The 21,998-nt window shown below is 73.3% G+C and carries 23 protein-coding genes; 14 read left to right on the forward strand and 9 right to left on the reverse strand.

Annotated features, from left to right (window positions below; translation table 11 throughout):
- Positions 1–132 precede the first annotated feature (132 nt).
- On the forward strand, positions 133–456 hold the full coding sequence (locus tag OHA91_RS03585) for a helix-turn-helix transcriptional regulator (protein ID WP_266495534.1): 324 nt from the start codon (positions 133–135) through the stop codon (positions 454–456).
- A gap of 120 nt (positions 457–576) precedes the next feature.
- Positions 577–1,323, forward strand: a complete 747-nt coding sequence (locus OHA91_RS03590; RefSeq protein ID WP_328738556.1) for a carbonic anhydrase — start codon at positions 577–579, stop codon at positions 1,321–1,323.
- Positions 1,324–1,389: 66 nt separating this feature from the next.
- Here the strand turns inward: OHA91_RS03590 and OHA91_RS03595 are convergent, their stop codons facing one another.
- Positions 1,390–1,629, reverse strand: a complete 240-nt coding sequence (locus OHA91_RS03595) for a chaplin (protein WP_308288989.1) — start codon at positions 1,627–1,629, stop codon at positions 1,390–1,392.
- Positions 1,630–2,161: 532 nt separating this feature from the next.
- On the opposite strand from OHA91_RS03595, the gene OHA91_RS03600 reads away from it, so the two are divergent.
- Genes OHA91_RS03600 through OHA91_RS03615 form a run of 4 tightly spaced genes read left to right on the forward strand, consistent with a single transcriptional unit; the run spans position 2,162 to position 8,020 of the window.
- A complete protein-coding gene (locus OHA91_RS03600) occupies positions 2,162–3,592 on the forward strand; it encodes a hypothetical protein (RefSeq protein WP_266495528.1) in 1,431 nt (476 codons plus the stop codon).
- On the forward strand, positions 3,589–5,016 hold the full coding sequence (locus tag OHA91_RS03605; protein ID WP_328738557.1) for a radical SAM/SPASM domain-containing protein: 1,428 nt from the start codon (positions 3,589–3,591) through the stop codon (positions 5,014–5,016). The genes OHA91_RS03600 and OHA91_RS03605 overlap by 4 nt, the downstream gene beginning before the upstream one ends.
- Positions 5,017–5,027: 11 nt before the next feature.
- Complete coding sequence (locus tag OHA91_RS03610) at positions 5,028–7,034, forward strand: ferritin-like domain-containing protein (protein ID WP_328738558.1); 2,007 nt, start codon at positions 5,028–5,030, stop codon at positions 7,032–7,034.
- A complete protein-coding gene (locus OHA91_RS03615) occupies positions 7,031–8,020 on the forward strand; it encodes a hypothetical protein (RefSeq protein WP_266495518.1) in 990 nt (329 codons plus the stop codon). Before OHA91_RS03610 ends, OHA91_RS03615 begins: the two co-directional genes overlap by 4 nt.
- Before the next feature lie 75 nt (positions 8,021–8,095).
- Here OHA91_RS03615 and OHA91_RS03620 read toward each other — a convergent pair whose 3' ends face one another.
- From OHA91_RS03620 to OHA91_RS03635, 4 genes are all read right to left on the reverse strand, one after another.
- The gene (locus OHA91_RS03620; RefSeq protein WP_266495516.1) at positions 8,096–8,554 is read right to left on the reverse strand and encodes a DUF7144 family membrane protein; all 459 of its coding nucleotides are present in this window, start codon (positions 8,552–8,554) and stop codon (positions 8,096–8,098) included.
- Positions 8,555–8,678: 124 nt separating this feature from the next.
- Positions 8,679–8,876, reverse strand: coding sequence for a hypothetical protein (locus OHA91_RS03625; protein ID WP_030662027.1), 198 nt, complete (start codon positions 8,874–8,876; stop codon positions 8,679–8,681).
- Between the two features lie 130 nt (positions 8,877–9,006).
- Positions 9,007–11,682, reverse strand: a complete 2,676-nt coding sequence (locus tag OHA91_RS03630; RefSeq protein WP_328738559.1) for a LuxR C-terminal-related transcriptional regulator — start codon at positions 11,680–11,682, stop codon at positions 9,007–9,009.
- Positions 11,683–11,770: 88 nt separating this feature from the next.
- Positions 11,771–12,649 (reverse strand): YhjD/YihY/BrkB family envelope integrity protein, encoded by an 879-nt coding sequence (locus tag OHA91_RS03635; RefSeq protein WP_266495500.1) that lies wholly within the window; start codon positions 12,647–12,649, stop codon positions 11,771–11,773.
- Positions 12,650–12,904: 255 nt separating this feature from the next.
- Here OHA91_RS03635 and OHA91_RS03640 point away from each other — a divergent pair, with 255 nt between their 5' ends.
- A complete protein-coding gene (locus tag OHA91_RS03640) occupies positions 12,905–13,282 on the forward strand; it encodes a hypothetical protein (protein ID WP_266495498.1) in 378 nt (125 codons plus the stop codon).
- Between the two features lie 64 nt (positions 13,283–13,346).
- Here the strand turns inward: OHA91_RS03640 and OHA91_RS03645 are convergent, their stop codons facing one another.
- The 4 genes from OHA91_RS03645 to OHA91_RS03660 form a co-directional block, all read right to left on the reverse strand.
- Entirely contained in the window at positions 13,347–13,790 is a 444-nt protein-coding gene (locus tag OHA91_RS03645) for a hypothetical protein (protein WP_266495497.1), read from the reverse strand.
- Between the two features lie 129 nt (positions 13,791–13,919).
- Positions 13,920–14,345: a YjbQ family protein gene (locus tag OHA91_RS03650; RefSeq protein WP_266495495.1), complete on the reverse strand. Its 426-nt coding sequence runs from the start codon at positions 14,343–14,345 to the stop codon at positions 13,920–13,922.
- A 310-nt stretch (positions 14,346–14,655) separates the two neighbouring features.
- The gene (locus tag OHA91_RS03655; RefSeq protein WP_266495493.1) at positions 14,656–15,162 is read right to left on the reverse strand and encodes a GNAT family N-acetyltransferase; all 507 of its coding nucleotides are present in this window, start codon (positions 15,160–15,162) and stop codon (positions 14,656–14,658) included.
- 42 nt (positions 15,163–15,204) lie between these two features.
- Positions 15,205–16,098 (reverse strand): YwqG family protein, encoded by an 894-nt coding sequence (locus tag OHA91_RS03660; protein ID WP_266495492.1) that lies wholly within the window; start codon positions 16,096–16,098, stop codon positions 15,205–15,207.
- A 169-nt stretch (positions 16,099–16,267) separates the two neighbouring features.
- Between OHA91_RS03660 and OHA91_RS03665 the strand changes: the two genes are divergently transcribed.
- The 7 genes from OHA91_RS03665 to OHA91_RS03695 all read left to right on the forward strand — a co-directional run bounded on the left by OHA91_RS03665 (position 16,268) and on the right by OHA91_RS03695 (position 21,982).
- A complete protein-coding gene (locus OHA91_RS03665) occupies positions 16,268–16,726 on the forward strand; it encodes a DUF5133 domain-containing protein (protein WP_266495490.1) in 459 nt (152 codons plus the stop codon).
- A gap of 105 nt (positions 16,727–16,831) precedes the next feature.
- A complete protein-coding gene (locus OHA91_RS03670; RefSeq protein WP_266495487.1) occupies positions 16,832–17,155 on the forward strand; it encodes a plasmid stabilization protein in 324 nt (107 codons plus the stop codon).
- A gap of 28 nt (positions 17,156–17,183) precedes the next feature.
- A complete protein-coding gene (locus OHA91_RS03675) occupies positions 17,184–17,432 on the forward strand; it encodes a hypothetical protein (protein WP_266495484.1) in 249 nt (82 codons plus the stop codon).
- A 54-nt stretch (positions 17,433–17,486) separates the two neighbouring features.
- On the forward strand, positions 17,487–18,581 hold the full coding sequence (locus OHA91_RS03680; protein WP_266495482.1) for a carboxylate-amine ligase: 1,095 nt from the start codon (positions 17,487–17,489) through the stop codon (positions 18,579–18,581).
- Between the two features lie 39 nt (positions 18,582–18,620).
- Entirely contained in the window at positions 18,621–19,088 is a 468-nt protein-coding gene (locus tag OHA91_RS03685; protein WP_328738560.1) for an AraC family transcriptional regulator, read from the forward strand.
- Positions 19,089–19,098: 10 nt separating this feature from the next.
- Positions 19,099–19,512: a VOC family protein gene (locus OHA91_RS03690; protein WP_030027260.1), complete on the forward strand. Its 414-nt coding sequence runs from the start codon at positions 19,099–19,101 to the stop codon at positions 19,510–19,512.
- A gap of 85 nt (positions 19,513–19,597) precedes the next feature.
- A complete protein-coding gene (locus OHA91_RS03695) occupies positions 19,598–21,982 on the forward strand; it encodes an excinuclease ABC subunit UvrA (protein WP_328738561.1) in 2,385 nt (794 codons plus the stop codon).
- Positions 21,983–21,998: the final 16 nt, after the last annotated feature.

The raw sequence follows: 21,998 nt of genomic DNA on the forward strand, positions 1-21,998 counted from the left end.
TGCCGATGGCCACGCGGACCCGGCCGCTGGGACCCTGATTGCGGGCCGTTTCGTCCCGCTTCCTGCCCTTTCCGCCTCCTGAGAAGGAGCTGCTCCCATGCTGGTTCCCGACTCCTCCCGCCCGGTCCGGCGGTGCGGCGACCCGGAGAACGGGGCGGCTTCGGCTGGGACATCGCACAGGAGGCCGGAACCCTGTGCGAGGGCGAGGTCCTGCCGCGGCTCGGCACGCTGTACGGGGTACTGGACCGGCTATCGGCCGAAGGCCTCATCGAACCGGACCACGACGAGGTGCACCGCGGGCGGCTGCGCCGGTACTACCGCCTGACCGGAGAAGGGGAAGGGGCGCTGGCTGCGGAGGCGCGGCGCATGGCGGCGGCGCAGGTCGCGGCGCGGCGCCTCGACGCCCGGCGGGCTCTCCGCGGCACCCGCCCGGAAGCCGCCCCGAGAGCCTCGTGAGACGGACGCCGCCCGCAGGGTGAGAGGATCCCGCCCCCATCCGGCCCGGCTCGCGAGCGATCGCGCCATTGTGTCCGCCGGAACAACTACCGCGCACACGGCCCGGGTTAGGGTCCGCCCATGTTTTCGAACCCGCGAACTCCCCCAGCAGCGGCGCAGAGTCGACGCGCCCTGCTGCGCACCGCCGTCGCCGGTACGGCCACCGCTGCCGGCGCGGGTCTGGCACTCGGTTCGGCCGCTCCCGCTTCCGCCGCCTCACGGGAGGCCGAGAGCACCGAACCCGTCACCACGCCCGAGCAGGCGCTGCGCCGGCTGGCCGCCGGCAACCACCGCTGGCGGACCCGGCACCAGGAACACCCGCACGAGTCCGCGTCCCTGCGCCGCCGGCTCGTCCAGGGCCAGCACCCGTTCGCGGTCGTGCTGGGCTGCGTCGACTCGCGCGTGTCGCCCGAACTGGTCTTCGACCAGGGGCTGGGAGATCTGCTGACCGTCCGGTCGGCGGGCGAGGTGCTGGACGAGGCCGTGCTCGGGAGCATCGCGTACGGGGTGCTGGAGCTGCACGTACCGCTGGTGCTCGTACTGGCCCACCAGTCCTGCGGGGCCGTGGCCGCGGCGGTCCACGCGGACGAGACGGGCGAGCCGCTCCCCGCCCACGTCCAGTACCTGGCGGAGCAGATCCGACCGTCCATAGACCGGGGCCAGGAGGGTGACGCCCGGGTCGACGCGACGATCAACGCGCACGTGCTCGGCGTCCGCCGACGACTGGCCGCGGAGCCCGACCTCGCGGGGAAGGTGGCGACGGGTGGACTGGCCGTCGTCGCAGCCCGCTACGAACTGCGCGACCAGCGGGTACGCACCCTGTCCTGACGCGGACCGGACGTACGGCCCGTCCCGGCCGGAGGTCCGACCGGGACGGGCTCGGCGCTACGACCCTCAGGTGTTGATGCAGATGTTGCCGGCGGCCGGGTTGAGCGCGCCGATCACATTGACGCTGTTCCCGCACACGTTGATCGGAATGTGGATCGGGATCTGGACGACGTTGCCCGAGAGGACGCCCGGCGAGCCGACCGCGTAGCCCTCCGCGACGGAGTCCGCCGAGGCCGAGGACGCACCGCCGATGACCGCCAGGCCCATCACCAGGGCGAGGCCCGCACTCTTCCAAACACGCGACACGTGGAATCTCCTTGTCGTGCACGACGGTGCCGGAGCACCGCACGGCCCCGAGGGGGGCCGCCCCTCCTTCTTCGGCAGCCGACCACCGCCGACCGAAGCCCGGACGGCCCCGTTCGCTCGAAGAGGTGCCCCCGCGGCCTCCGTTTGGAGGTATCCGCGGCGCGGCGCGGGGGCGACGCGCCTGCGGCACCGGCTCGAATTTCCTGTTCGAACACACCAGTTCGGGCCTCTGCCCCGGAGACCGGGACATCCCCCCACCCCTTGGGGCCGGCCGGGCCGTCGCCGGATCAGCGGATCCGACACGAACTCCGCTTCCACATGGGCCACTTGGCCGAGCCCGCGAGCGACGGCGCAGTCCAGCACCCGGGAGCGGAACCCGGGCGCCGTCGCGAGCACGGGCCGCGGCCGGCGGCGCCGCTCCCGAACGCGCCGGATGGTGACTCAAAGTCACCAGTGCTGTACTTTTGATTACGCAGCGCTGTCATGTCGCGCCGTGCTCCCTCCCCTCCGTACCGATCACAAGGAGATGCCGGTGATCGAACGACTCTGGATCCAGCCACCCCTCGCCTTCGCCCGTCTGGGCCCCTCCCCCGTGCCGTGCGACAACTACCGCTACGGACCGAGCGACCTCACACCGCGCGGCACCGGCAAGACCACCGTCCTTCCGGATCTGACGCTGGACCTCGACGAGGACGGCGGACTCAGCGAGCGCCCTTCACAACGCGTGCAGTTCAAGGACGACATCGGCTGGCGGCCGGTGTGCCCCTACTTCGAGGTGCACGGCGAATGGACCATCGACGGGGAGTCCGGCACCGGCCCCGTGACCGAACAGGTGCTCACGCGCTCCGGGCTGCGTCTGGAGGACGTCCGGTGGGAAGTCTCCGTCGCGAACCTCAAAGCACACCACATCACCCAGCAGGCCGGTGACCGGATCGAGGCCCGGGTCGACCTGACCGGCGACGACCACCGGCGGCACGTCCTGGAAGGCCGGTCGCCACAGGACGCACAGCAGCCCCTCGTCCCGGCCGGTGAAATCCTGCCGCTCGGTTCCGTTCAACTGCCCGCGCCCAATGCCGAGCTGCCCGAGCTGCGGCTGCGGTTCACCCCGGCGGTGGGCGCCGTCTACGGCCCCCGTGGCCTCGATCCCGACACCGGCTACGAACCTCCGGCCGAGTGTTTGATCCTCAATCCCGACGCGGCCTGGTGCGGCTTCAGGGTCGGCAGCGCCGACATCCGGACCGCTCCCGGTCTGCTCTTCGCGGGCGCCGAGAACGGGTGGCGCAGCGTCGGCCTCGTCGACGACGTGTGCGACGGCACGGTGACCGTCGCACTCCCGGCCGCCGGGCTGACGGCCACCGCGCGGATCGTGGCCGCCCCGCCCCGCTTCTCCCCCGACCGCAGGCCGTTCGTGTCCCTGGCCGACGGGCTGGCCGACCGCGTGCAGCGCGCGGACGTGCACCGGCCCGACTACGTGGAGGACGAGAAGCAGACCGCCCAGGAGGTGCGCGACCTGTTCGAGCGGGTCCTGGAAACGATGGGCGCGGTCAACGTGGACGTCCAGAACGAGCGGTCCACCGCGGAGAACGCGTACCTGGCCCGCTTGCTGAACCTGGCCCCTGCCGACGCCCGCGCCCTGACCTTCGATCCCCCCGAGCCGCTGCTCGGCCTGTTGCTCGGGCTCACCGAGCGGGGCCGGCGCCGCCACCGCCGCTTCCCGGCCCTGGAGGTGCTGGAGGACATGATCCGCGAAGATCCCGACCTGATCCGCGAGCAGGTCCGCGCGCCCGCCCGGTCCGGCGGATCGGGGAGCGTCACGCTGGACTCACCGCGGTTCTACACCCGGCAGATGCCCAGCAACATGCGCGGATCCGACGCGTATCCGATGCATCTGACACGCCGGCAGTACGACCTCCTGGTGCGCTGGGCGGAGAAGCTGCGCGAGGACACGGAGCCGGAATCATGACCGTACTGCTCCAGATCGGACGGCGGCCCCCGGATCCGCCACCGGAGGGGCCCGCCGCGCCGGCCCCCGGGCCGCCGCCCCCTTCCGCCGAGGCCAAGGTCTTCCGCAGCGCCCACGGCGCCCACCTGTTCGTGGCGGACGGCAGCCGCGTGTACGACCTGCCCGAGCCCCTCGCCGCCCGGGTGGAGCGGTGGACGGCCGCGCCGGACGCCTCGCTCCCGGACCTCGCCCGCGATCTGGACCTTCCGCTGTGGTCGCGGCCCCGGATCGACGGCACGCCCGCCGAGCCGCCCCCGCTGGCCTCGCTCTCCCTCAACGTGATGCAGGCGTGCAACCTGAGCTGCGGGCACTGCTACGCCGACGAGGGACGGTTCGGCGGATCCGCCCGCTCCATGCCGCGCCACACCGCCCACGCGGCGGTCGACCGGCTGCTGGCGGAGGCGGCTCCCGGGGCGGACGTGGTGGTCGGCTTCATGGGCGGCGAGCCGCTGCTCGCCCGGGACCTGGTCCACGACGTGGTCGGGTACGCGACGCGGGCCGGGGCCCGGACCGGCCACCCGGTCCGGTTCTCCGTCACCACCAATCTGACCACCGTGCGGCCCGAGGACGCCCGGTTGTTCGCCGCGCACCCGTTCACGGTCACCGTCAGTCTGGACGGGGACCGGGCCGGACACGACGCGCTGCGGCGCGCTCCGGGCGGCGCGAGCGCGTACGACCGGTTGCGGGCGGGTCTGGAGGTGCTCGCCCGGCACGGCCGCCCCCGCCGCCTGTCCGCCCGGGTCAGCGTGACCCCGCGTACCGGCCGCCTGCTGGACGTCCTGGACCACGGCATCGGGCTCGGCTTCGACGAGGTCGGCTTCGCCGCCGTGGTCAGCGCGCCCGACCCGGCGTACGAGATCACCGCGCGGACCTTCGACGGCTTCCTGGAACAGATGGTCGAGTGCGGGGAGCGCGCCCTGGCCGAGCTGTCGGCGGGCCGGAGCTACCCCTTCGGGAACTTCCTGACCGCCCTGCGGGAACTGCACCGGGGCACCCATCGTCCGTACCCGTGCGGCGCCGGCGCCGGGTACCTGAGCGCTTCCGCCGAGGGCGGCCTGTACGCCTGCCACCGGCTCGTCGACGATCCGGCCTTCGCGATGGGTTCGGTCGCCGACGGACCGGACCGGGAGGCCCGGCAGCGCCATCTGGCGGCGGGGCACGTCGACCGGGCGGAGCCGTGCCGCTCCTGCTGGGCCCGGTACCTGTGCGGCGGCGGCTGCTACCACGAGGTGAGCCGGCGCGGCCGGCCCGGCTGCGACTACATCCGCGGCTGGCTGGCCTTCTGCCTGCGGGCCTACGTCGAACTGTCCCAGGCCTCGCCCGAGTTCTTCCGGCTCCCCCCGGAGCCCGCCGCCACGACCGCCGGCGCCACCGGCCTCGTCTGAAGGAGCCGTCCATGCCCGACCTCCCACCCCCCGCCGGGAAGTTCTTCCCCCGCAACCTCACCGCCCGCGCCGACTACCAGGTCCGCGGCAACCCGTCCGGCAGCCGTCCCGAGAGCGGCGTCGACAACTGCTTCCCGGGGCTGGAATTCGACCAGCGCAACCTGGACACGGCGTTCTTCCCCGGACTGCGGGTCGACTTCCACCGCGCCGACGGCGCCCGGGTCCTGTCCGTGGCCGGCGGCCCCCCGCCCCCGGACGGGCTGGCCGACACCGACGTGAGCGACGACCGCCGTCCCCTGTACGTACGGGCCCTGTGCGGGCGTACCACCGTGGACCAGACCGAGGCACGGGCCGCAACGGTGGACTGCACCGGGATGGACGGCCTGGACGTCTGGCGCCACGTCCACGACCTGCTGCCGGGGCGGATCGCGGTACTGATCGGGCCGCTGCCCGACCGCAACTTCCCCGGCCCTCCGCCCGGCGAGCCGCTCGACCTCAACGATCCGCGGCTGAACAACACCGGCTACGTGCAGCGCAGTGGGAACGGCGAGGTGGAAGCCGCCCTGTTGGTGGCGGACAGAGCCCGGTACCTGGACGACGACGGGGTGATCGAGCCCGCGGCGTACCGGCCCGGTGAGCTCACCCGCAGCCTGTGCGCACCGTGGCAGTACGACTTCCGCGACTGCGGCTGCTACTACTGGGCGGCCTCCAAGCCGGACGTGACCAGCAGCGCGGACGGGACCGTCCCGGAGGTCAACTTCCTGCGCAGGGACCGCAGCGACCCGCCCGCACCCGACAAGACGAGCGACATCGGGGGGCAGCGATCGGATCTCGAGCTGACCTACGGCGACCTCGTGCGTGACTGGAACGTCCTCCCCGTCGTCCTCGACGACCGCGAACAGCGCGACCCGGACCCCGCGGAGCGCGCGCCCGCTCCCCGGGCCGTGCGCGCCGGCCGGAGCGGCGGGGCCGACGAAATGACGCCCGGCCAGGTGGCGGACAAGCTGACGGAACTGGCGGGGGTGGAGCACGCGCTCTGCGTGGAGTACCTGTACGCGCACTACTCGCTGAACGCCCCGATGCGGCTGCCCGCAAGCGCCGACGAGCTCACCCGCCGCGCCCACGCGGCAGGTCAGGAGGTGTTCTCGGTCGCGGTCGACGAGATGCGGCACCTGCGGTGGGTCAACGAGGCGCTCGACATGCTCGGACGGCGACCGGTGCTCGACCGTGCGGAGGAGATCAAGCGCGAGAAGGTGCACCGGTTCGGTCTGGAGCGCCTCACGCTGCAACGGCTGCAGTGGTTCGTCGACGTCGAGGCCCCCAGCCAGAGTTCGAGCGCGGACCCCGACGACCCGAGCACCGTTGACGGCATGTACGTCGAACTGCACGCGGCTCTGGTCAAACACAGCGACCGGTTCCACGACGCCGACCGGCTCACCCACCTGATCAAGCTCATCATCGACGAGGGCAACGACCACTGGCACCGGTTCCGCGCCGTCCAGGGCCACTTGGCCGGCCTGACCGAGCAGCAGTTCCTGCGTCCACTCGCCACCGAGACCACGGACGAGACGGACCTGGAGCTGCGCCGGCGCAGCGACGAGTACTACGAGCTGCTGATGGGGACGCTCCAGGCATCCTTCGCACGGCGCGACACGGCCGGCGGTGAGCTGATGCGGCGCAGTCGCATCGTGATGCAGAACATGCACGAGACCAACCACGAGCTCGCGGCGCGCGGCGTCGGCCCCCTGTTCACCCTGCCGCCCATGCTCCGGACGCGGCCGGCCGCGTCCGCCGTCGCCGAAGCCCCATGGGCCGACGGCCAGTTCATCCGAGCGGCCTCGGCGGCCGCGGCCCGGGCACGCGAGGCGATCGACGCCCTCGGCAACCGAGCGGTCCGGGAGATGGCGATCCGCCATCAGAGCGACACCGAATCGCTGATCGCGCTCCTCGCCCGGCTCGACGGGGGCATGCCGCAGCGCACGCCCGCCCCGTCGGGCCTGCCCGGTGGCGGCGGGTGACCCTCGTCGAGATCGCCGGCTCGGGGCTGGCGGAGCTCACCTGCGCGCGGCTGCTCGCCGACCGGGGCCACCGGGTCCGGCTGGCTCCGCCCCGGCCGCCCGCGGGGGCGGCCGGGGCCGGACCGCGGCCCCTCCTGCTGACCGAACCCACCCTGGAGCTGGTGGGCTCGCTCTGGGGCGGCGGGCTGCTGGAGGGCGGCTGGCCGCTCACCCACCGCCACGCGCGCTGGGGGGCCGGGCCGTCAGCGGCCCGGTTCCCGCAGCCCGGGCGGGCGGTGGACGGTGCGGTGCTGGCCGCCCGGATGCGGGAGCGGCTGGGCGCCGGGGACCTGTCCGGGGAGCCGGCGCAGTGGACGGTGACGGCCGCCCCGGGCGGGCGGGCCGCTCATGAACAGGCCGGACGCAGACGGCTGCTGACCGGCACCGCCCCCGTACGGCGCCCGCGCGACCAGGACACGGCCCGGCTGGCCTGCACCGGGCTGGGCTGGCTCCACCTGACGCCGCTCGGCCGGGGCGACTGCCTCGTGCAGGCGATGGTGCCCGGCCCGGCCGAGGATCCGGCCGGGCTGCTCGCACGGCTGCTGGCCGAGTCCGCCCTCGCGACCCGGCTGCGCGGTGCGCCCCGTACGGCGGTGGCCCTGGACGCGGCGCCGCGGGTCCGCCTCGCCCCGGCGGTCCCGCCCGCTGCGGGCCGCGGCGGGCTGGTGGTCGTCGGGGCGGGCGCTCTGCGCCAGGACCCCCTCAGCGGCACGGGCACCGCCCAGGCGCTGCGTACGGCGATCCTCGCCGCGGCGGTGATCGACGCGGCCGCGGCCGGCACGTCCGCGAGCGCTCTGTGCGCCCACTACACGAAGCGCCTGCGCGCGGCCTACCTCGACCATCTGGCCACCTGCCTGCGGCTGTACGCGGCGGCCTTCGGCTCCGGCGCCTGGCGGGACGAGATCGACGCCACGCGCGGCGCACTGCGCGGCGCGGCGGGGTACTGAGCCCCGGTCGAGACCGCGCACACGGCGGCACCCGGTCCGCATCCGATCGGACCGGGTGCCCGCCTGCCCACCGCGTCACGCGGGCTTGTGCGACCAACTCGTGCACAGGGACCAGATGATGAACACGTCGATCGCGATGATGATGATCGACCACCACGGCTGGTACGGCAGCCACAGGAAGTTCACGATGATGCTGAGGCTGGCGAGGGCGATGCCCGCGCCCCTGGCGACGTTCGAGCCGAGGAACAGGCCCACTCCGGTCAGGACGACGACGAGTCCGACGATGAGGTGGATCCAGCCCCAGGCCGTCAGGTCGAATTCGAAGACGTAGCTGCCGAGGCGCGCGTACACGTCGTCCTCGGCTATGGCCGCGATGCCCTGGAAGATCGCGAGGCATCCGGTCACGACGAGGAGGACCGCGGCGAAGAACGTGCCGACCGCTCCTCCGGTTCCGTCGCCACCGCTGGACAGCGGTGCGGTGCCCGGCGCGGGGCCGGTATTCCAATTTCCCCCGGTCGGTGTCGACTGGCCCATCGAACTCACCTCACAGTTGGCGGTACCGCGCCGGACACACCTCCCAGTGTCGTCCGGCCGACGGCTTCTCGTGATCACCCGAAGCGGGTGGTCCTCCCTTCCGGGTCGCGGAGCGGGCGCGGCGTCAGGCGGGTACCTGGCGCATTTCGAGCACCCGCAGGCCCAGGGACTGGAAGCGTGTGAGGAGCCCGTACAGGTGTGCCTCGTCCGCCACGATGCCGAGGAGGAGCGTCTGCTCCCGGACCGGGATCCGGTCGAGCTCGGGGAAGTTCGCGGCGAGTGTGTCCGGCACGACGCCCGAGATGCGGAACTCGTAGCGCATGAGAGCACTCACTTCTCTCCGAAGGAAGACTTCAGGTGCCTTGCCTTGCCTTGCCATGGTCGGGCCGGATCCGCTGTCCGGCATCGCCCGGTACGGGCGAGAGGGCCGGCCGCGCCGCACCGGACAGGACCTAGAGCAGGCCGAGGCCCTGGGCGCGGTGGACGGCGTCGCTGCGCCGGGTGACGCAGAGCTTGCGGTAGATGCTCTTCAGGTGGGTCTTGACCGTGTTGGCCGACACGTACAGCTCGGCCGCGATCTCCTCGGTGGACAGCATCCGGGCGGCCTGGCGCAGCACCTCGGTCTCCCGTGCGCTGAGCGCCTCCACCACGGGCGGCAGCCCGTCCGGCGCGGTCGGTCCGGTCGGCCCGTCGGCCGGACGGTCGTGGCGCGGTGCAGGCCGGGAGGGCTCGCGCAGGTTCCGGCGTACCCAGGGCCCGCTCTCGGCGAAGGACCGGCGCAGGTCCTCGGGCCGGGCGAGGTCCACGGCCTCGGCCAGCTTCCGCTGCGCCTCGCCGGTGCGGCCGTCGGCCGCGGCGATCTCCGCCCCGAGCAGGCGCGCCCCCACCCGTACCGGCGCGGCGAGGCCGCCGTCCGCGGGCAGGCCCGCCAGCTCACGCGCGGCCGGCTCGGTGCGGCCGGCCGCCAGGAGGGCCCGGGCGCGGGCCAGCGCGTGTTCGGGCCGCCCGGAGGGTGCGGCATCGAGGACCCTCAGGGCCGCCTCGGCGTCGCCTCGCGCCAGGTGCGCGGCCGATTCGGCCACGGCCAGCGCGTCCGCCGCCCACGCGGAGGGCGGCCCCGCCGTCGGCGCCGTACCTGCCGTGCGCAGGCGCGCGAGAACGGCGAGCGCGGCCTCGCCGTCGCCCTCCGCGGCAGCGATCCGGGCGCCGATGACGGCCGCCTGGACCGCTGCTGCGGGTTCGGGGCGGGGGCCGGCGGCCGCGGTGGCGGTCGCGGTCGCCAGGTCCAGGTGGGAGCGGGCGGCTGCCAGGTCGTCCTGCTCGACGGCGACGCCCGCCAGGACCAGGTGCCCCGTACCGGACCGGCGCTCGGGCGGGAGCGCCGACCGCTCGGCAACGACGAGGGACGCGCGGGCGTGCTCGGCAGCCTGGCGCAGCCGGCCCCGCAGCAGCTCGGCGAGGGCCAGCGAGCCGAGCGCGTCGCAGAGCGGGAACTGCGTTCCGGGCTCCGTTCCCGGCTCCGTCGCGTGCTCGGCGCAGGCGTCGACGGCCGCGGTGAGGGCGCTCTGCGCGCCGTCGAGCCGTCCGGCGCCGAGCCTCACCGCGCCGAGGGCCGCGAGGAGCAGGGCGCGGAGCTCGGGGTGCGCGGCGACCAGCGGGGCCGGCAGTTCTCCGAGCAGTCGCTCGGCGTCGGCCGCCGCCCGTTCGGTGGCCGCGGGGTCGCCGGTCGCGCGCCCGGCGAGCACGCCGAGGAAGGCCCGGCTGAACCTGGCGGCCGCACCGGAGCCGGGACCCAGGTGGGAGTCCGCGCGCCGCACCGCCTCCTCGTAGCCGGGAAGGTCCTGTACGACGAGCCGGGCGGCGGCGCCGACCAGTGCGGGCGCCGCGCCCGGCGCGTCGGCCGGCAGGGGTGCGAAGGCCCGGTTCAGCTGCTCCGCCTCCAGGCCGGTGAACAGCCGGCCGATCGCCAGGCCGTCGACGAGCCGTCCCGCGGCGAACGGCCAGTCACCGGCGGCCGCTCCCTGGACCACGGCCTCGTTCAGCCGGCCGGTCCCGGCGAGCCAGCGCGCCGCCCGCCCGTGCAGCTGCTGCTCCAGGCCGGGGTGGCGCTGACGCAGGTGTGCGCGCAGGACCTCGGCGAACAGGGGGTGCAGCCGGTACCAGGCGGATGCGTCGACCTGTTCCAGGAAGGCGTTGTCGCGGGCCAGCCCGGCGAGGGTCCGGGCGGCGTCGTCGCGGCCGGTCAGCGCGTCCGCGAGGTCGGGGTGGACACGGTCCGTGACGCTGACGCGCAGCAGCAGGTCCTGGGTGGCTGGCGGCTGCGCGTCGAGCACCTCTTTGAGCAGGTAGTCGGCGATCGTGGTGCGGTCGGCCGCGAACTGGCGGACGAAGGCCTCCGGGTCGGGGCTGCGCTGCATCGCGAGGGCGCACAGCCGCACCCCCGCGGCCCATCCCTCGGTCCGTTGCACGAGCAGCCGGATGCCGTCCTGTGAGATGTCCAGCCTGTGCTCGGCCAGCAGGGCCTCGGCGTCCGCGTCGGTGAACCTGAGGTCGGCGTGCCGGATCTCCGCGATCTCGCCGGCCGCCCGGTAGCGGTGCAGTGGGAGCAGGGAGTCCGTCCGGCTGGTGAGGACGATGCGCAGTCCTCCGGCGGCGTGCCGGAGTACGAAGTCCAGGCCCTCCGTCATGGCGGGCGGCTGGGCCGTGTCGAACTGGTCGAGCACCAGGACCACGGGCCGTGCGGACTCGGACTCGGCCAGCCCCGCCGCGAGGCGTACCAGGAAGGACTGGGTCACTCCTTCGGCGCGGGTCGGTCTGCCCACGGCGGCGGGCAGCTCGACCCCGCCCCGGTGGAGGGCCTCCAGGACGTACGCCCAGAAAACGCCGGGCGCGTCGTCGGGTTCGACGGTCAGCCACAGGGGGGGCCGCGGCGTGCGGCCGCCGGCCGCCGCCCAGTGGGCGGTGAGCACCGTCTTGCCCGAGCCGGCCGGACCGTTGATCAGGGTGAGCGGGCCCTGCACCCCGGCCGTCAGACGTCTGAGCAGCTCGGGCCGGTGGACGAGGGTCTTCGGCACGGCCGGTGCCGTGAACCGGGCCGTGAGCATCGGGTCGCACTGCGGTCGGGCCACAGCCTCCACTGAAGCCGTGATCGGTCGTGATCACCACTTGTGTCACCCGGTACGGGTGAGGTGCGGTCGGGTGCGGTCGGGTCCGCGCTCACTGCGGGGCAGCGGTCGCCGCCGGCTCCTTCGGGTCGTCGGCGGTGCCCAGCCGTTGGGCCAGCAGGTGCTCGTGGGCCAGTACGTATCCCAGGGCGACGCCCATGGTGACGACGACGAAGAACATGATCAGCCAGGACAGGATGACGAAGACCAGCCCGAGGCTGCCGAACTGCTGGAGGCTGTGGTTCAGGGCACGGGGCATGTAGAACGTGGAACCCCAGCTGAACGCGCTCTGCCCGACCGCGACCAGGACCGCGCCGGGCAGCAGGGGCAGCCACCTCACCCGGCCGCCGAGCAGGAGGTGCTGGGTCCACCACCACAGCAGGATGCCGCTGATCAGGGAGACGACCGCGCCGAGGGCCCGGCCGGCCCCGAACGCCTGCTGAATCGGCCCCTGGAACAACAGGGCCGTCAGCCAGACCAGCAGCCAGGCCACCCAGCGCCAGGCCGCGAGCCGGGCGCCCGCCTTCGGCAGGTGCCACGCGCGCTCGCAGGTCCGTTGGAGGGCGCGGCTACAGGCGGTCGCGGACAGCAGCGTGACCACGACGCCCACCGCCCCGGTGCTGGCGATGGTCGCCGTGTCCTCGCCGCTGTTGTGCACCACCGAGCGGACCTGGTCCAGTGCCGGGCCCGTGAGGCCCAGGGTGCCGCTGATGGTGGAGACGAGCTGCTTGCGCATCCAGTCCGGTGCGAGGGCCCCGATGACGAAGATGGCGGGGATCGCTCCGAGGAAGGCCTGCGCGGCCAGGCGGGTGGCGCAGTCCAGCAGGTTGACGCGGGCGAACTGTTCGAGGATCCGGCCCAGGAACGGCGTGTACTTGCGCATCCAGGCCGGCACGGTGAAGCGGGGCGGCTTGTCGCGCGGTTCCGACACGGTGACGGCTCCTTCCGCGGACGGCGCCTGTCGCCTGCGATTGCCCTCCATGAGCAGGATGGGGCAGCCCAGGACGTCCGGCACGTCGGAAGGACCGCCCGCACGGGAAAAGGGAGCGCGGACGCGGGGGTTCCGCGCCTACGATCCGGGCTGAGCCCCTTGAGAGAAGGAACGATGGAGATCATCTTCCGTAAGCTTCCGGACAACCGGCACGATCTCGAAGTCCGTGACCGGCGGGGACCGGACGTTCGGCTGATGTCCCAGGCGACCGGTTCGACGATGCCCCACGACCTGGTGCACGCGGCGGTCGAGAGCGCGCTCGGGATCACCGACGGGTTCTGGGGGGCCATGGCGCGGGGCGCCACCTTCGAGGGGTTCGAGACGACGGCCCCGACCCGCCACCGCCGGTCGGGGATGAAGATCCTGCGACGCGGCGGCGACGCGGTGATGCGGGCCGAGCTGTCCGTCACCTGGACCTACCGCGTCTGGTCCGGGCTGAGCACGGAGGGCAGGGGCGTGGGCCGGAGCCCGCTCGACGAACGGCAGGTCGCCCTGGCGTGCGCGGCGCTCGACCGTGCCGCCGAACGCTGGGCGCGAGTGGCGGAGGGCGGAACCCTCACCTGGCGCTGGTGAGGGCCGGGGCGGGGCCGGACCGCAGTCGCGCCCTGCGCCGCCCTCCCGCATCCGCCGTCCCCCTCTACCGCCCCCGGGGTCCGTCCAGGAGGGTGATCTCATGTTCCAGCGGACCGAGTTCCGCCTGGTGGCCGGTGTCCAGCAGGGCGATTTCCCTTTCCACCGCCCCGAGTTCCTCCTGACGCCCCATGACGGCCAACTGCAGTCGATAAGCCCTGAGCACGACTATGAGCAGCTGCACCCTTCCGGCTTCCAGGGAGTACATCCGGCGTGCGGCCGCGACCGCCTCGGCCCGCAGGGCGAGGGCCGTGCCGGGCTGGACGGCGAACTCCTGGCGGCTGTAGGTGCACAGCGCCCGGGCCAGCAGGGGCAGGTACGCGAGCGGGCTCACCTGGGCGAGCACGCGGTATGCGGCGACCTCCTGACGGACGGTCAGGGCCTGGGAACCGAGGAGGGCGACTCGGGCTCGGAGTACCGCGTCGTGACTGATGTGCGCCGTGTGATTCATGACGCTGATTCTGAAAGCCGCACAGGGTCCCAAACAAGGGCAATCGACTGTGCCCTTGATCCTACGAAAACCCGCTCTGACCTGTCATGATGGATACGTCTTCACCCCTGCGCCCGCTCGGCGACCGAGTCAGCCGGCGAGGAAGGACAGCCGGACCTGACGGCGGGGGTTGTCCCGGTTGGTGTCCACCAGGGTGACGGACTGCCAGGTTCCGAGCTCCAGCGTCCCGTCCACCACCGGAAGCGTCGCGTGGGGCGGGACGATCGCGGGCAGGACGTGGTCGCGTCCGTGGCCCGGGGAGCCGTGCCGGTGCCGCCACCGGTCGTCGGGCGGCAACAGGGACTGCAGGGCGGTCAGCAGGTCGTCGTCGCTGCCCGCTCCCGTCTCGATGACGGCCAGCCCGGCGGTCGCGTGCGGCGTGAAGATGTTGAGCAGTCCGCTCCGGCCGCGTGCCACCTCCCCGAGGAAGGCGGCGCAGGCGGAGGTCAGGTCGTGGACGGTCTCCCGGTCCCCGGTCGTCACGTCGATGGTGCGCGATACGAAGGTGTCGGCCATGGCGCCATCCTCCCGCCGCACCGCTGCGCCACGGCGCAACCGGGCCGCTGCGCAGCGGATGGGGCGGGAGTCCGGGCCGGACCGGGCCCGCTCCCGGGCGGGGTCGGACGGAACGTGTCCCGGCTCGACAGGAGGGAGCGGGGCAGGGCCGACGCCCGGGGTGCACAGCCGGGTTGGAGTCCCCGCCCCCGAGCCGGTCGCCGAGCGGCTCGCCATCGGCCCCGGGGACCCTTGCGTCCATGCGTGAGACGGGCCTCCGGCCCCGCGCGAACGGGTGGCCGCGGGCCAGGCGGGACTTTGACGACAGGGCCTAGGCCGCCGCCGGGTACTCCATGCAGACCAGGTCCTCGCGCGGGTCCCAGGAGCCGGTCACCCGGAAGCCCGACCGTTCGTACAGGGCGATCGCGGGGGTCCGCCAACTCCACACGGACAGGCGGACGGTGGCGACTCCCCTGTCGGCGCAGTGGGCGATTGCCGCGTGGAGCAGAGCGGAGGCGATGCCGCGTCCCCGGCGGGCCGGGTCGGTCCAGACCCGCTTGATCTCCGCGGTCCCCGCGTCCGGAGCGGTCACCACGAGACACCCCGCCGGTGCGCCGGCGTCGACGGCCAGGAAGACGGTGTCGTCCGCGAAGGCGGTCCGCGGGTCCCGGATCTCGGCCAGGTAGCGCGCGGGCAGCCGGGTCGCGTCCACGACGGGCAGCCCCTTCTCCGCTTCCGTGCTCAGGTGGTAGTCCGTCAACAAGGCCGCCAGCGCATCCGGGTCGCGGAGCAGGCCGCCCGGGCTGTGGACGACGGCCGCCGTGGTGTGCGCGTTCATGACGAGATCATGGCATCCCCGACGGAGACCGGACAGGCCCGCTCACTGCACGCTGAAGCGGTGGGGGTGGGCCGGATCCTGTGGGCAGGCGAAGACGTTGAGCTTGCCGAAGTTGCCCACGGCGACCCCCGTCGGCCGGTTCGCGTCGGCCCCGGCCCCGGCCCCGGCCCCGGTGGGCCGTGGGCGCCAGCTCTCGCTGTCGGAGCGCCACTCGTACGAGTCGACGGTCAGCAGCAGTCTCATCGCGTGGCCGCAGCCCGGGCAGTCCATGCGCCCGGGGCCGGTGACGTTCCACGCCGCGTGCCCCCCGGCCTTCCAGCCCGGCGCGACCGACAGGTCGCTCTGATAGCTCGGCCAGGCGGCGGCCTCCTCGCCTTCGTCCCCGCCCTCGGCCTCGTATGCGGCCTCCTCCTGCGCGTCCTCCCACTCCTGGACGCGCTCGCCGAGTTCGCCGGTCAGCAGCTCGATGTACGGGTACTCGGTGACCTGCTCCGGATGCAGCACGCAGGGCTCGGGCACGTAGCCGTCGAAGCCGACGCGCCCGGGTTGCGGCTGCGGCGCCAGCACCTCGCGGACCTCGGCCGACCGCCGCCACCTCAGCCGCACGTGCATGCCGTACCCGGTGGGCCCGTGGAGGTCGAAGGGGCACCAGAACACCTGGAGCAGATCACAGCCGTCGGGCCCGGGGGCCAGGTCCGGGACGTCCCGGGCGTACAGCTGGGCCACCGCGAGCAACGGCCCGCCGTACCGGTGCGGCTCGTCGCACACCGGCCACGGCTCACCGGTCGGCCACAGCAGCGGACCGCCGACGTGGCTGTCGCGCGCCGTCGGACCACCGGCGCGGGGGTGCAGCCTGGTCGCCGTCGCACGGTGGGCGGCCAGCCCGGGGAAGAACGCCTCGGCATCGAGCGGCCGGGGCGGGGTGGTGAAGGTCATGCGGCCGAACCTACAAGCCGGCGGCGCGGGGTGCGTTCTGCGGGTGTGGGAAGGCAACCGGAGCGGGCATACCTTTCATACTTCCCCCCGCAGCTCGCACAGCCTTCGGTTGAAAGGATGATCGGTGATCTCTCAAAGCATTCATCAGTCCTCTGAAGGGCATGTACCGGTGCTCCGTGGCGAGCAGACGGTGGAGTGGGCGACGGGCATGGTGATGGCCCTGGCACCCTGCGGGACCCGTGAGGCGCGGCTCGTGCTGGCCGCAGCCGCCGAGCTGGCGCGGGTACCGGTGGGGGAGTTCTCGGCCGCGGTGGTCGCGGGCGCGCGCGGGGAACCCGTACCCGCCCCGTGGGAACGGGCTCTGCGGCGGGCGGTCGAGGCGCTGCGGAGCCCCCGGTCCGGGCCGGAGGGCGGGCGGGGCGTGGGGCTGCTGCCCAGCCGGGCCCGGACCGAGGACGTCCTGGCCCGGTTCCGGGCGGCCCGGGAGCGGCTCGCCGGGGCCCCCGGCGACGGGGCGGCACGCAGCGCCATGGACGACGTCGCCTACACCCTGTGCGTGCTGATGGGCCGCTCGACCGTCCACGAGGCCGTCCTGGCGGCCGAACGGCACCTGGCGGGGCCGGACTGACCGCCGCTCCGGGGCCGGCCGTGTGCGGCTTCCCGTCACGGGTAGGCGCCGGACGTACCGAGAGCCGGACCTACCGAGAGTCCGCACACCAGCAAGGGAGTCGTCATGCCTCGCGGTTCCAGCCCCAAGCGGGAACGACAGTACGAGCACATCAAGGAGAGCGCCGAGGAGCGCGGCGAGAGCCCGAAGAAGGCGAAGGAGATCGCCGCGCGGACCGTGAACAAGGAACGCGCCAGGGCCGGCGAGTCCAAGACGGCGAGCAGGACGTCGCTGGAGGACATGTCCTCCGCCAAGCGCGGCGGACAGCGCTCCCACAAGGGAGCCCAGGGCCCCACCTACGACCAGCTCTACGCGGAGGCGAAGCGCAAGAACCTCCGCGGCCGTTCCTCGATGGACAAGGCGGAGCTCAAGCGGAAGCTGGGCCAGTGAGCCCGGCCCCCCGACGGAGGAGGACACGATGACACAGCAAGGGCAGGGCCGCGGCCGGCGGCCGACCACCCCGTCGCAGGCCCCGGGCGAGAGCGGTGACCGGGAGGCCCGCCGCGAGGCGGACGAGGCCGTCCGGCAGGGTGGGGCCGGCGGGGACGACCGGGAGGCCGGCGCCCACACCGCGAAGCGGCAGCGGCCGGGCACCGGGCGCGAGGAGCAGGTACGCCCGCAACCCCCGCGGGGCGAGCGCCCTCCGCCGGAAGATGCCGACCGCTGAGCCGGTCGGCTCAGGCAGCGGATGATCAGGGCGATCCCGGGGTAACCGCACCAGGTGATCACATTCGGCGTCGAAGAGGAATACCTCCTGGTGGACCCGGTGACGGTGCTGCCGGTCCCCGAGGCCGAGCACGTGCGCAGGGCGGCCGGCCTCGGTCCCCTCGCCGAGGACGGCGAGGTCCAGGACGAGCTGCTGCAGGCGCAGGTCGAGGTCGCCACGCCCGTCTGCACGGAGCTGGAGGAGGTGGGCGGGCACCTGCTGCGGCTGCGGCACGCGGTCGCGTCCGCCGCCGAGGAGCACGGCTGCCGGGTCGCCATGGCCGGGGCCGCACCGCTGCGGGACACCTCGGCGGTGCCGGTCACCCGCAAGCCGAGGTACCTGAGGATGGAGGGCCAGGCCCGGCAGCTGGTGGACGAGCAGCTGATCAACGGCATGCACGTCCATGTGGGGGTGCCCGATCCGGAGACCGGTGTCGCGGTGCTGAACCGCATCCGGGTCTGGCTCCCGACGCTGCTGGCCATGTCGGCGAACTCCCCCCTGTGGGACGGCAAGGACACCGGCTTCGCGAGCTGGCGCACGATCGTCTTCGGCCGCTGGCCGGTCAGCGGCCCGCCCCCGTACTTCGACGGGCTCGCCGACTACGAGCAGCGGATCGATGCCCTGGTGGCTTCGGGGGTGATCGCCGACCGGGGCCAGCTGTACTGGCAGGCGCGGCTCTCCGACCGCTTCCCGACCGTCGAGGTGCGGTGCCTGGACGTGCAGTTGCGGGCCGACGACGCCGTCATGCTGGCCGGCCTGGTACGGGCGCTGGTCGCGGTCGCCCTCGCCGAGGAGAAGGCCGGGGCCCCACCGACCCGGTGCCGGCCGGAGCTGCTGCAGGCCGCCAACTGGCACGCGGCCCGGCGCGGCCTGAACTCCACGCTGGTCGATCCCGACGGGCGCTGCCGCAGCAGCGGTGACGTGCTGTACTCCCTGCTCGCCCACGTCGCCCCCGCGCTGGCCGAGTCCGGCGACGAACGCGAGGTGGCGTCGCTCGTGCACCGGCTCCTCCAGGAGGGGACGCCTGCCGACCGGCAGCGCCGCGCCCTGCGGGAGGGCGGCATGCCGGCCCTCAGGAACCTGATCGTGGGCGACTCCCCCTCCGGCTGAGCCCGGGCCGGCGGTTCGCACCGTGCGATGCTGGTACGCATGACCCTGGAAGACCTGGTGAGGCTGCGCCGTGCCCGGGACGTGATCGACCGCGACTACGCGGAGCCCCTGGACGTTCCGGCGCTCGCGAAGGTCGCCCTGATGTCACCGGGGCACTTCTCCCGCAGCTTCCGCGCCGCCTTCGGGGAGAGCCCGTACAGCTATCTGATGACCCGCCGCGTCGAGCGCGCGAAGGCGCTGCTGCGCAGGGGCGACATGAGCGTGACGGAGGTCTGCTTCGCCGTCGGGAGCACCTCGCTCGGGTCCTTCAGCTCGCGTTTCACCGAGCTGGTCGGAGAGAGCCCCAGGGCGTACCGGGCCCGCGCGCACGAGGCGGGCGAGGCCATCCCGGCGTGTGTCGCCAAGTACATGACGCGACCGGTCAGGGGCGGTGAACCGAAGGCGGCCGGTGGACCGATCAAGGATCCGGTCAGGAATGGAGAAGCGAAATCGACGGGCGCCTCGTAGCGTCGGAGCCATGAACATCAACCTCTCGCAGTGCTTCATCGCAGTCGACGACCACGACAAGGCGATCGCGTTCTACCGCGACGTCCTCGGCCTGGAGGTGCGCAACGACGTCGGGTTCGAGGGCATGCGCTGGGTGACCGTCGGCTCGCCCTCGCAGGACGTCGAGATCGTCCTCGAACCGCCGCTCGCCGACCCCGGCGCTCCCGCCGCGGACCGGCAGGCGATGGCCGAGCTGCTGGCGAAGGGCATGCTGCGCGGCGTGATCTTCTCCACCGACGACGTCGACGCCACCTTCGAGCGCATCCGGGCGGCCGGCGGGGAGGTCATGCAGGAGCCCATCGACCAGCCGTACGGTGTCCGCGACTGCGCGTTCCGCGACCCGGCCGGCAACATGCTCCGCTTCAACCAGCCCCGCAAGCAGTAGGAACCCCCTTCCCCTCACGGGCCGCGGTCGCGTCACCGGCGTGACCGTGGCCCCGGCCCGCCCCATGGATGGAGAGACGTCAAGCATGGCCACGAGGAAGAACACGCAGCCCCCCGGCCGGCACGCTGCCGACAGTCACGACCTGATCCGCGTGCACGGTGCCCGCGTGAACAACCTCAAGGACGTGAGCATCGAGATCCCGAAGCGCCGGCTGACGGTGTTCACCGGGGTCTCCGGCTCGGGCAAGAGCTCGCTGGTCTTCGACACGATCGCCGCGGAGTCGCAGCGGCTGATCAACGAGACGTACAGCGCCTTCGTGCAGGGCTTCATGCCGACGCTGGCGCGGCCCGAGGTCGACGTGCTGGACGGCCTGACCACCGCGATCATCGTCGACCAGCAGCGGATGGGCGGCGACCCCCGCTCCACGGTCGGCACCGCGACGGATGCCAACGCGATGCTGCGCATCCTGTTCAGCCGGATCGGCAAGCCCTACATCGGCTCGCCCAAGGCGTTCTCCTTCAACGTCGCCTCCATCAGCGGAGCGGGGGCGGTCACCGTGGAGCGCGGCGGCCAGACCGTGAAGGAGCGCCGCTCCTTCAGCATCACCGGCGGCATGTGCCCGCGCTGCGAGGGCCGGGGCTCGGTCACCGACCTCGACCTCACCCAGCTCTACGACGACTCCAGGTCGCTGAACGACGGAGCCCTCACCGTCCCCGGATACAAGCCGGGCGGCTGGAGCTACCGGCTCTACAGCGAGTCGGGCCTCTACGACGCCGACAAGCCGATCCGCAAGTACACCAAGCGGGAGCTGCACGACTTCCTCCACCGCGAGCCGGTCAGGATGAAGATCGCGGGCATCAACATGACCTACGAGGGACTCATCCCGCGGATCCAGAAGTCGATGCTCGCCAAGGACCGCGAGTCGATGCAGCCGCACATCCGGGAGTTCGTGGACCGTGCGGTCACCTTCACCACCTGCCCCGACTGCGACGGCACCCGGCTCACCGAGGCGGCCCGGTCGTCGAAGATCAAGAAGGTCAGCATCGCCGACGCGTGCGCGATGCAGATCAGCGACCTGGCCGCATGGGTCGACTCCCTCGACGAGCCCTCCGTGGCACCGCTGCTCACCACGCTCCACCACACCCTCGAATCGTTCGTCGAGATCGGGCTCGGCTACCTCTCCCTCGACCGCCCCGCGGGCACGCTCTCCGGCGGCGAGGCGCAGCGCGTCAAGATGATCCGCCACCTCGGGTCCTCCCTCACCGACACCACGTACGTCTTCGACGAGCCCACCACCGGCCTGCACCCGCACGACATCCAGCGCATGAACGGCCTGCTGCAGCGGCTGCGGGACAAGGGCAACACGGTGCTCGTGGTGGAGCACAAGCCGGAGACGATCGCCATCGCCGACCACGTCGTCGACCTCGGCCCCGGCGCCGGCACGGCGGGCGGCACCGTCTGCTTCGAGGGCACCGTCGACGGGCTGCGCAAGGGCGGCACCGTCACCGGCCGGCACTTCGACGACCGGGCGGCCCTGAAGAAGGCGGTGCGCGAGCCCACCGGCCGGCTGGAGATCCGCGGCGCCGCGACGCACAACCTGCGCGACGTCGACGTCGACATCCCGCTGGGCGTCCTCACCGTCATCACCGGGGTCGCCGGCTCCGGGAAGAGTTCGCTGATCCACGGATCGATCCCGGCCGGCGAGGGCGTCGTGTCGATCGACCAGGGCGCGATCCGCGGGTCCCGGCGCAGCAACCCGGCGACGTACACGGGTCTGCTCGACCCGATCCGGAAGGCCTTCGCGAAGGCCCACGGCGTCAAGCCCGCGCTGTTCAGCGCCAACTCGGAGGGCGCCTGTCCCACCTGCAACGGCGCGGGAGTCGTCTACACCGACCTGGCGATGATGGCCGGTGTCGCGACCACCTGCGAGGACTGCGAGGGGAAGCGGTTCCAGGCGTCGGTGCTGGACTACCACCTGGGGGGCCGCGACATCAGCGAGGTGCTCGCGATGCCGGTGACCGAGGCCCTGGAGTTCTTCGGCTCCGGTGAGGCGGCCACGCCGGCCGCGCACCGCATCCTCGACCGGCTCTCCGACGTCGGGCTGGGCTACGTCAGCCTCGGCCAGCCCCTCACGACGCTGTCCGGCGGCGAGCGGCAGCGGCTCAAGCTGGCCACGCACATGTCCGACAAGGGCGGGGTCTACGTCCTCGACGAGCCGACCACGGGACTCCACCTCGCCGACGTCGAACAGCTCCTCGGCCTACTCGACCGGCTCGTCGACTCGGGCAAGTCGGTCATCGTCATCGAGCACCACCAGGCCGTCATGGCGCACGCCGACTGGATCGTCGACCTCGGCCCCGGCGCGGGCCACGACGGCGGCCGGATCGTCTTCGAGGGCACCCCCGCCGATCTCGTCGCCGACCGTTCCACCCTCACCGGGGAGCACCTCGCCGCCTACGTCGGCGCCTGACCTGCGGGCGGGCTCC

This window comes from Streptomyces erythrochromogenes (assembly GCF_036170895.1).
Classification (GTDB): Bacteria; Actinomycetota; Actinomycetes; order Streptomycetales; family Streptomycetaceae; genus Streptomyces; species Streptomyces erythrochromogenes.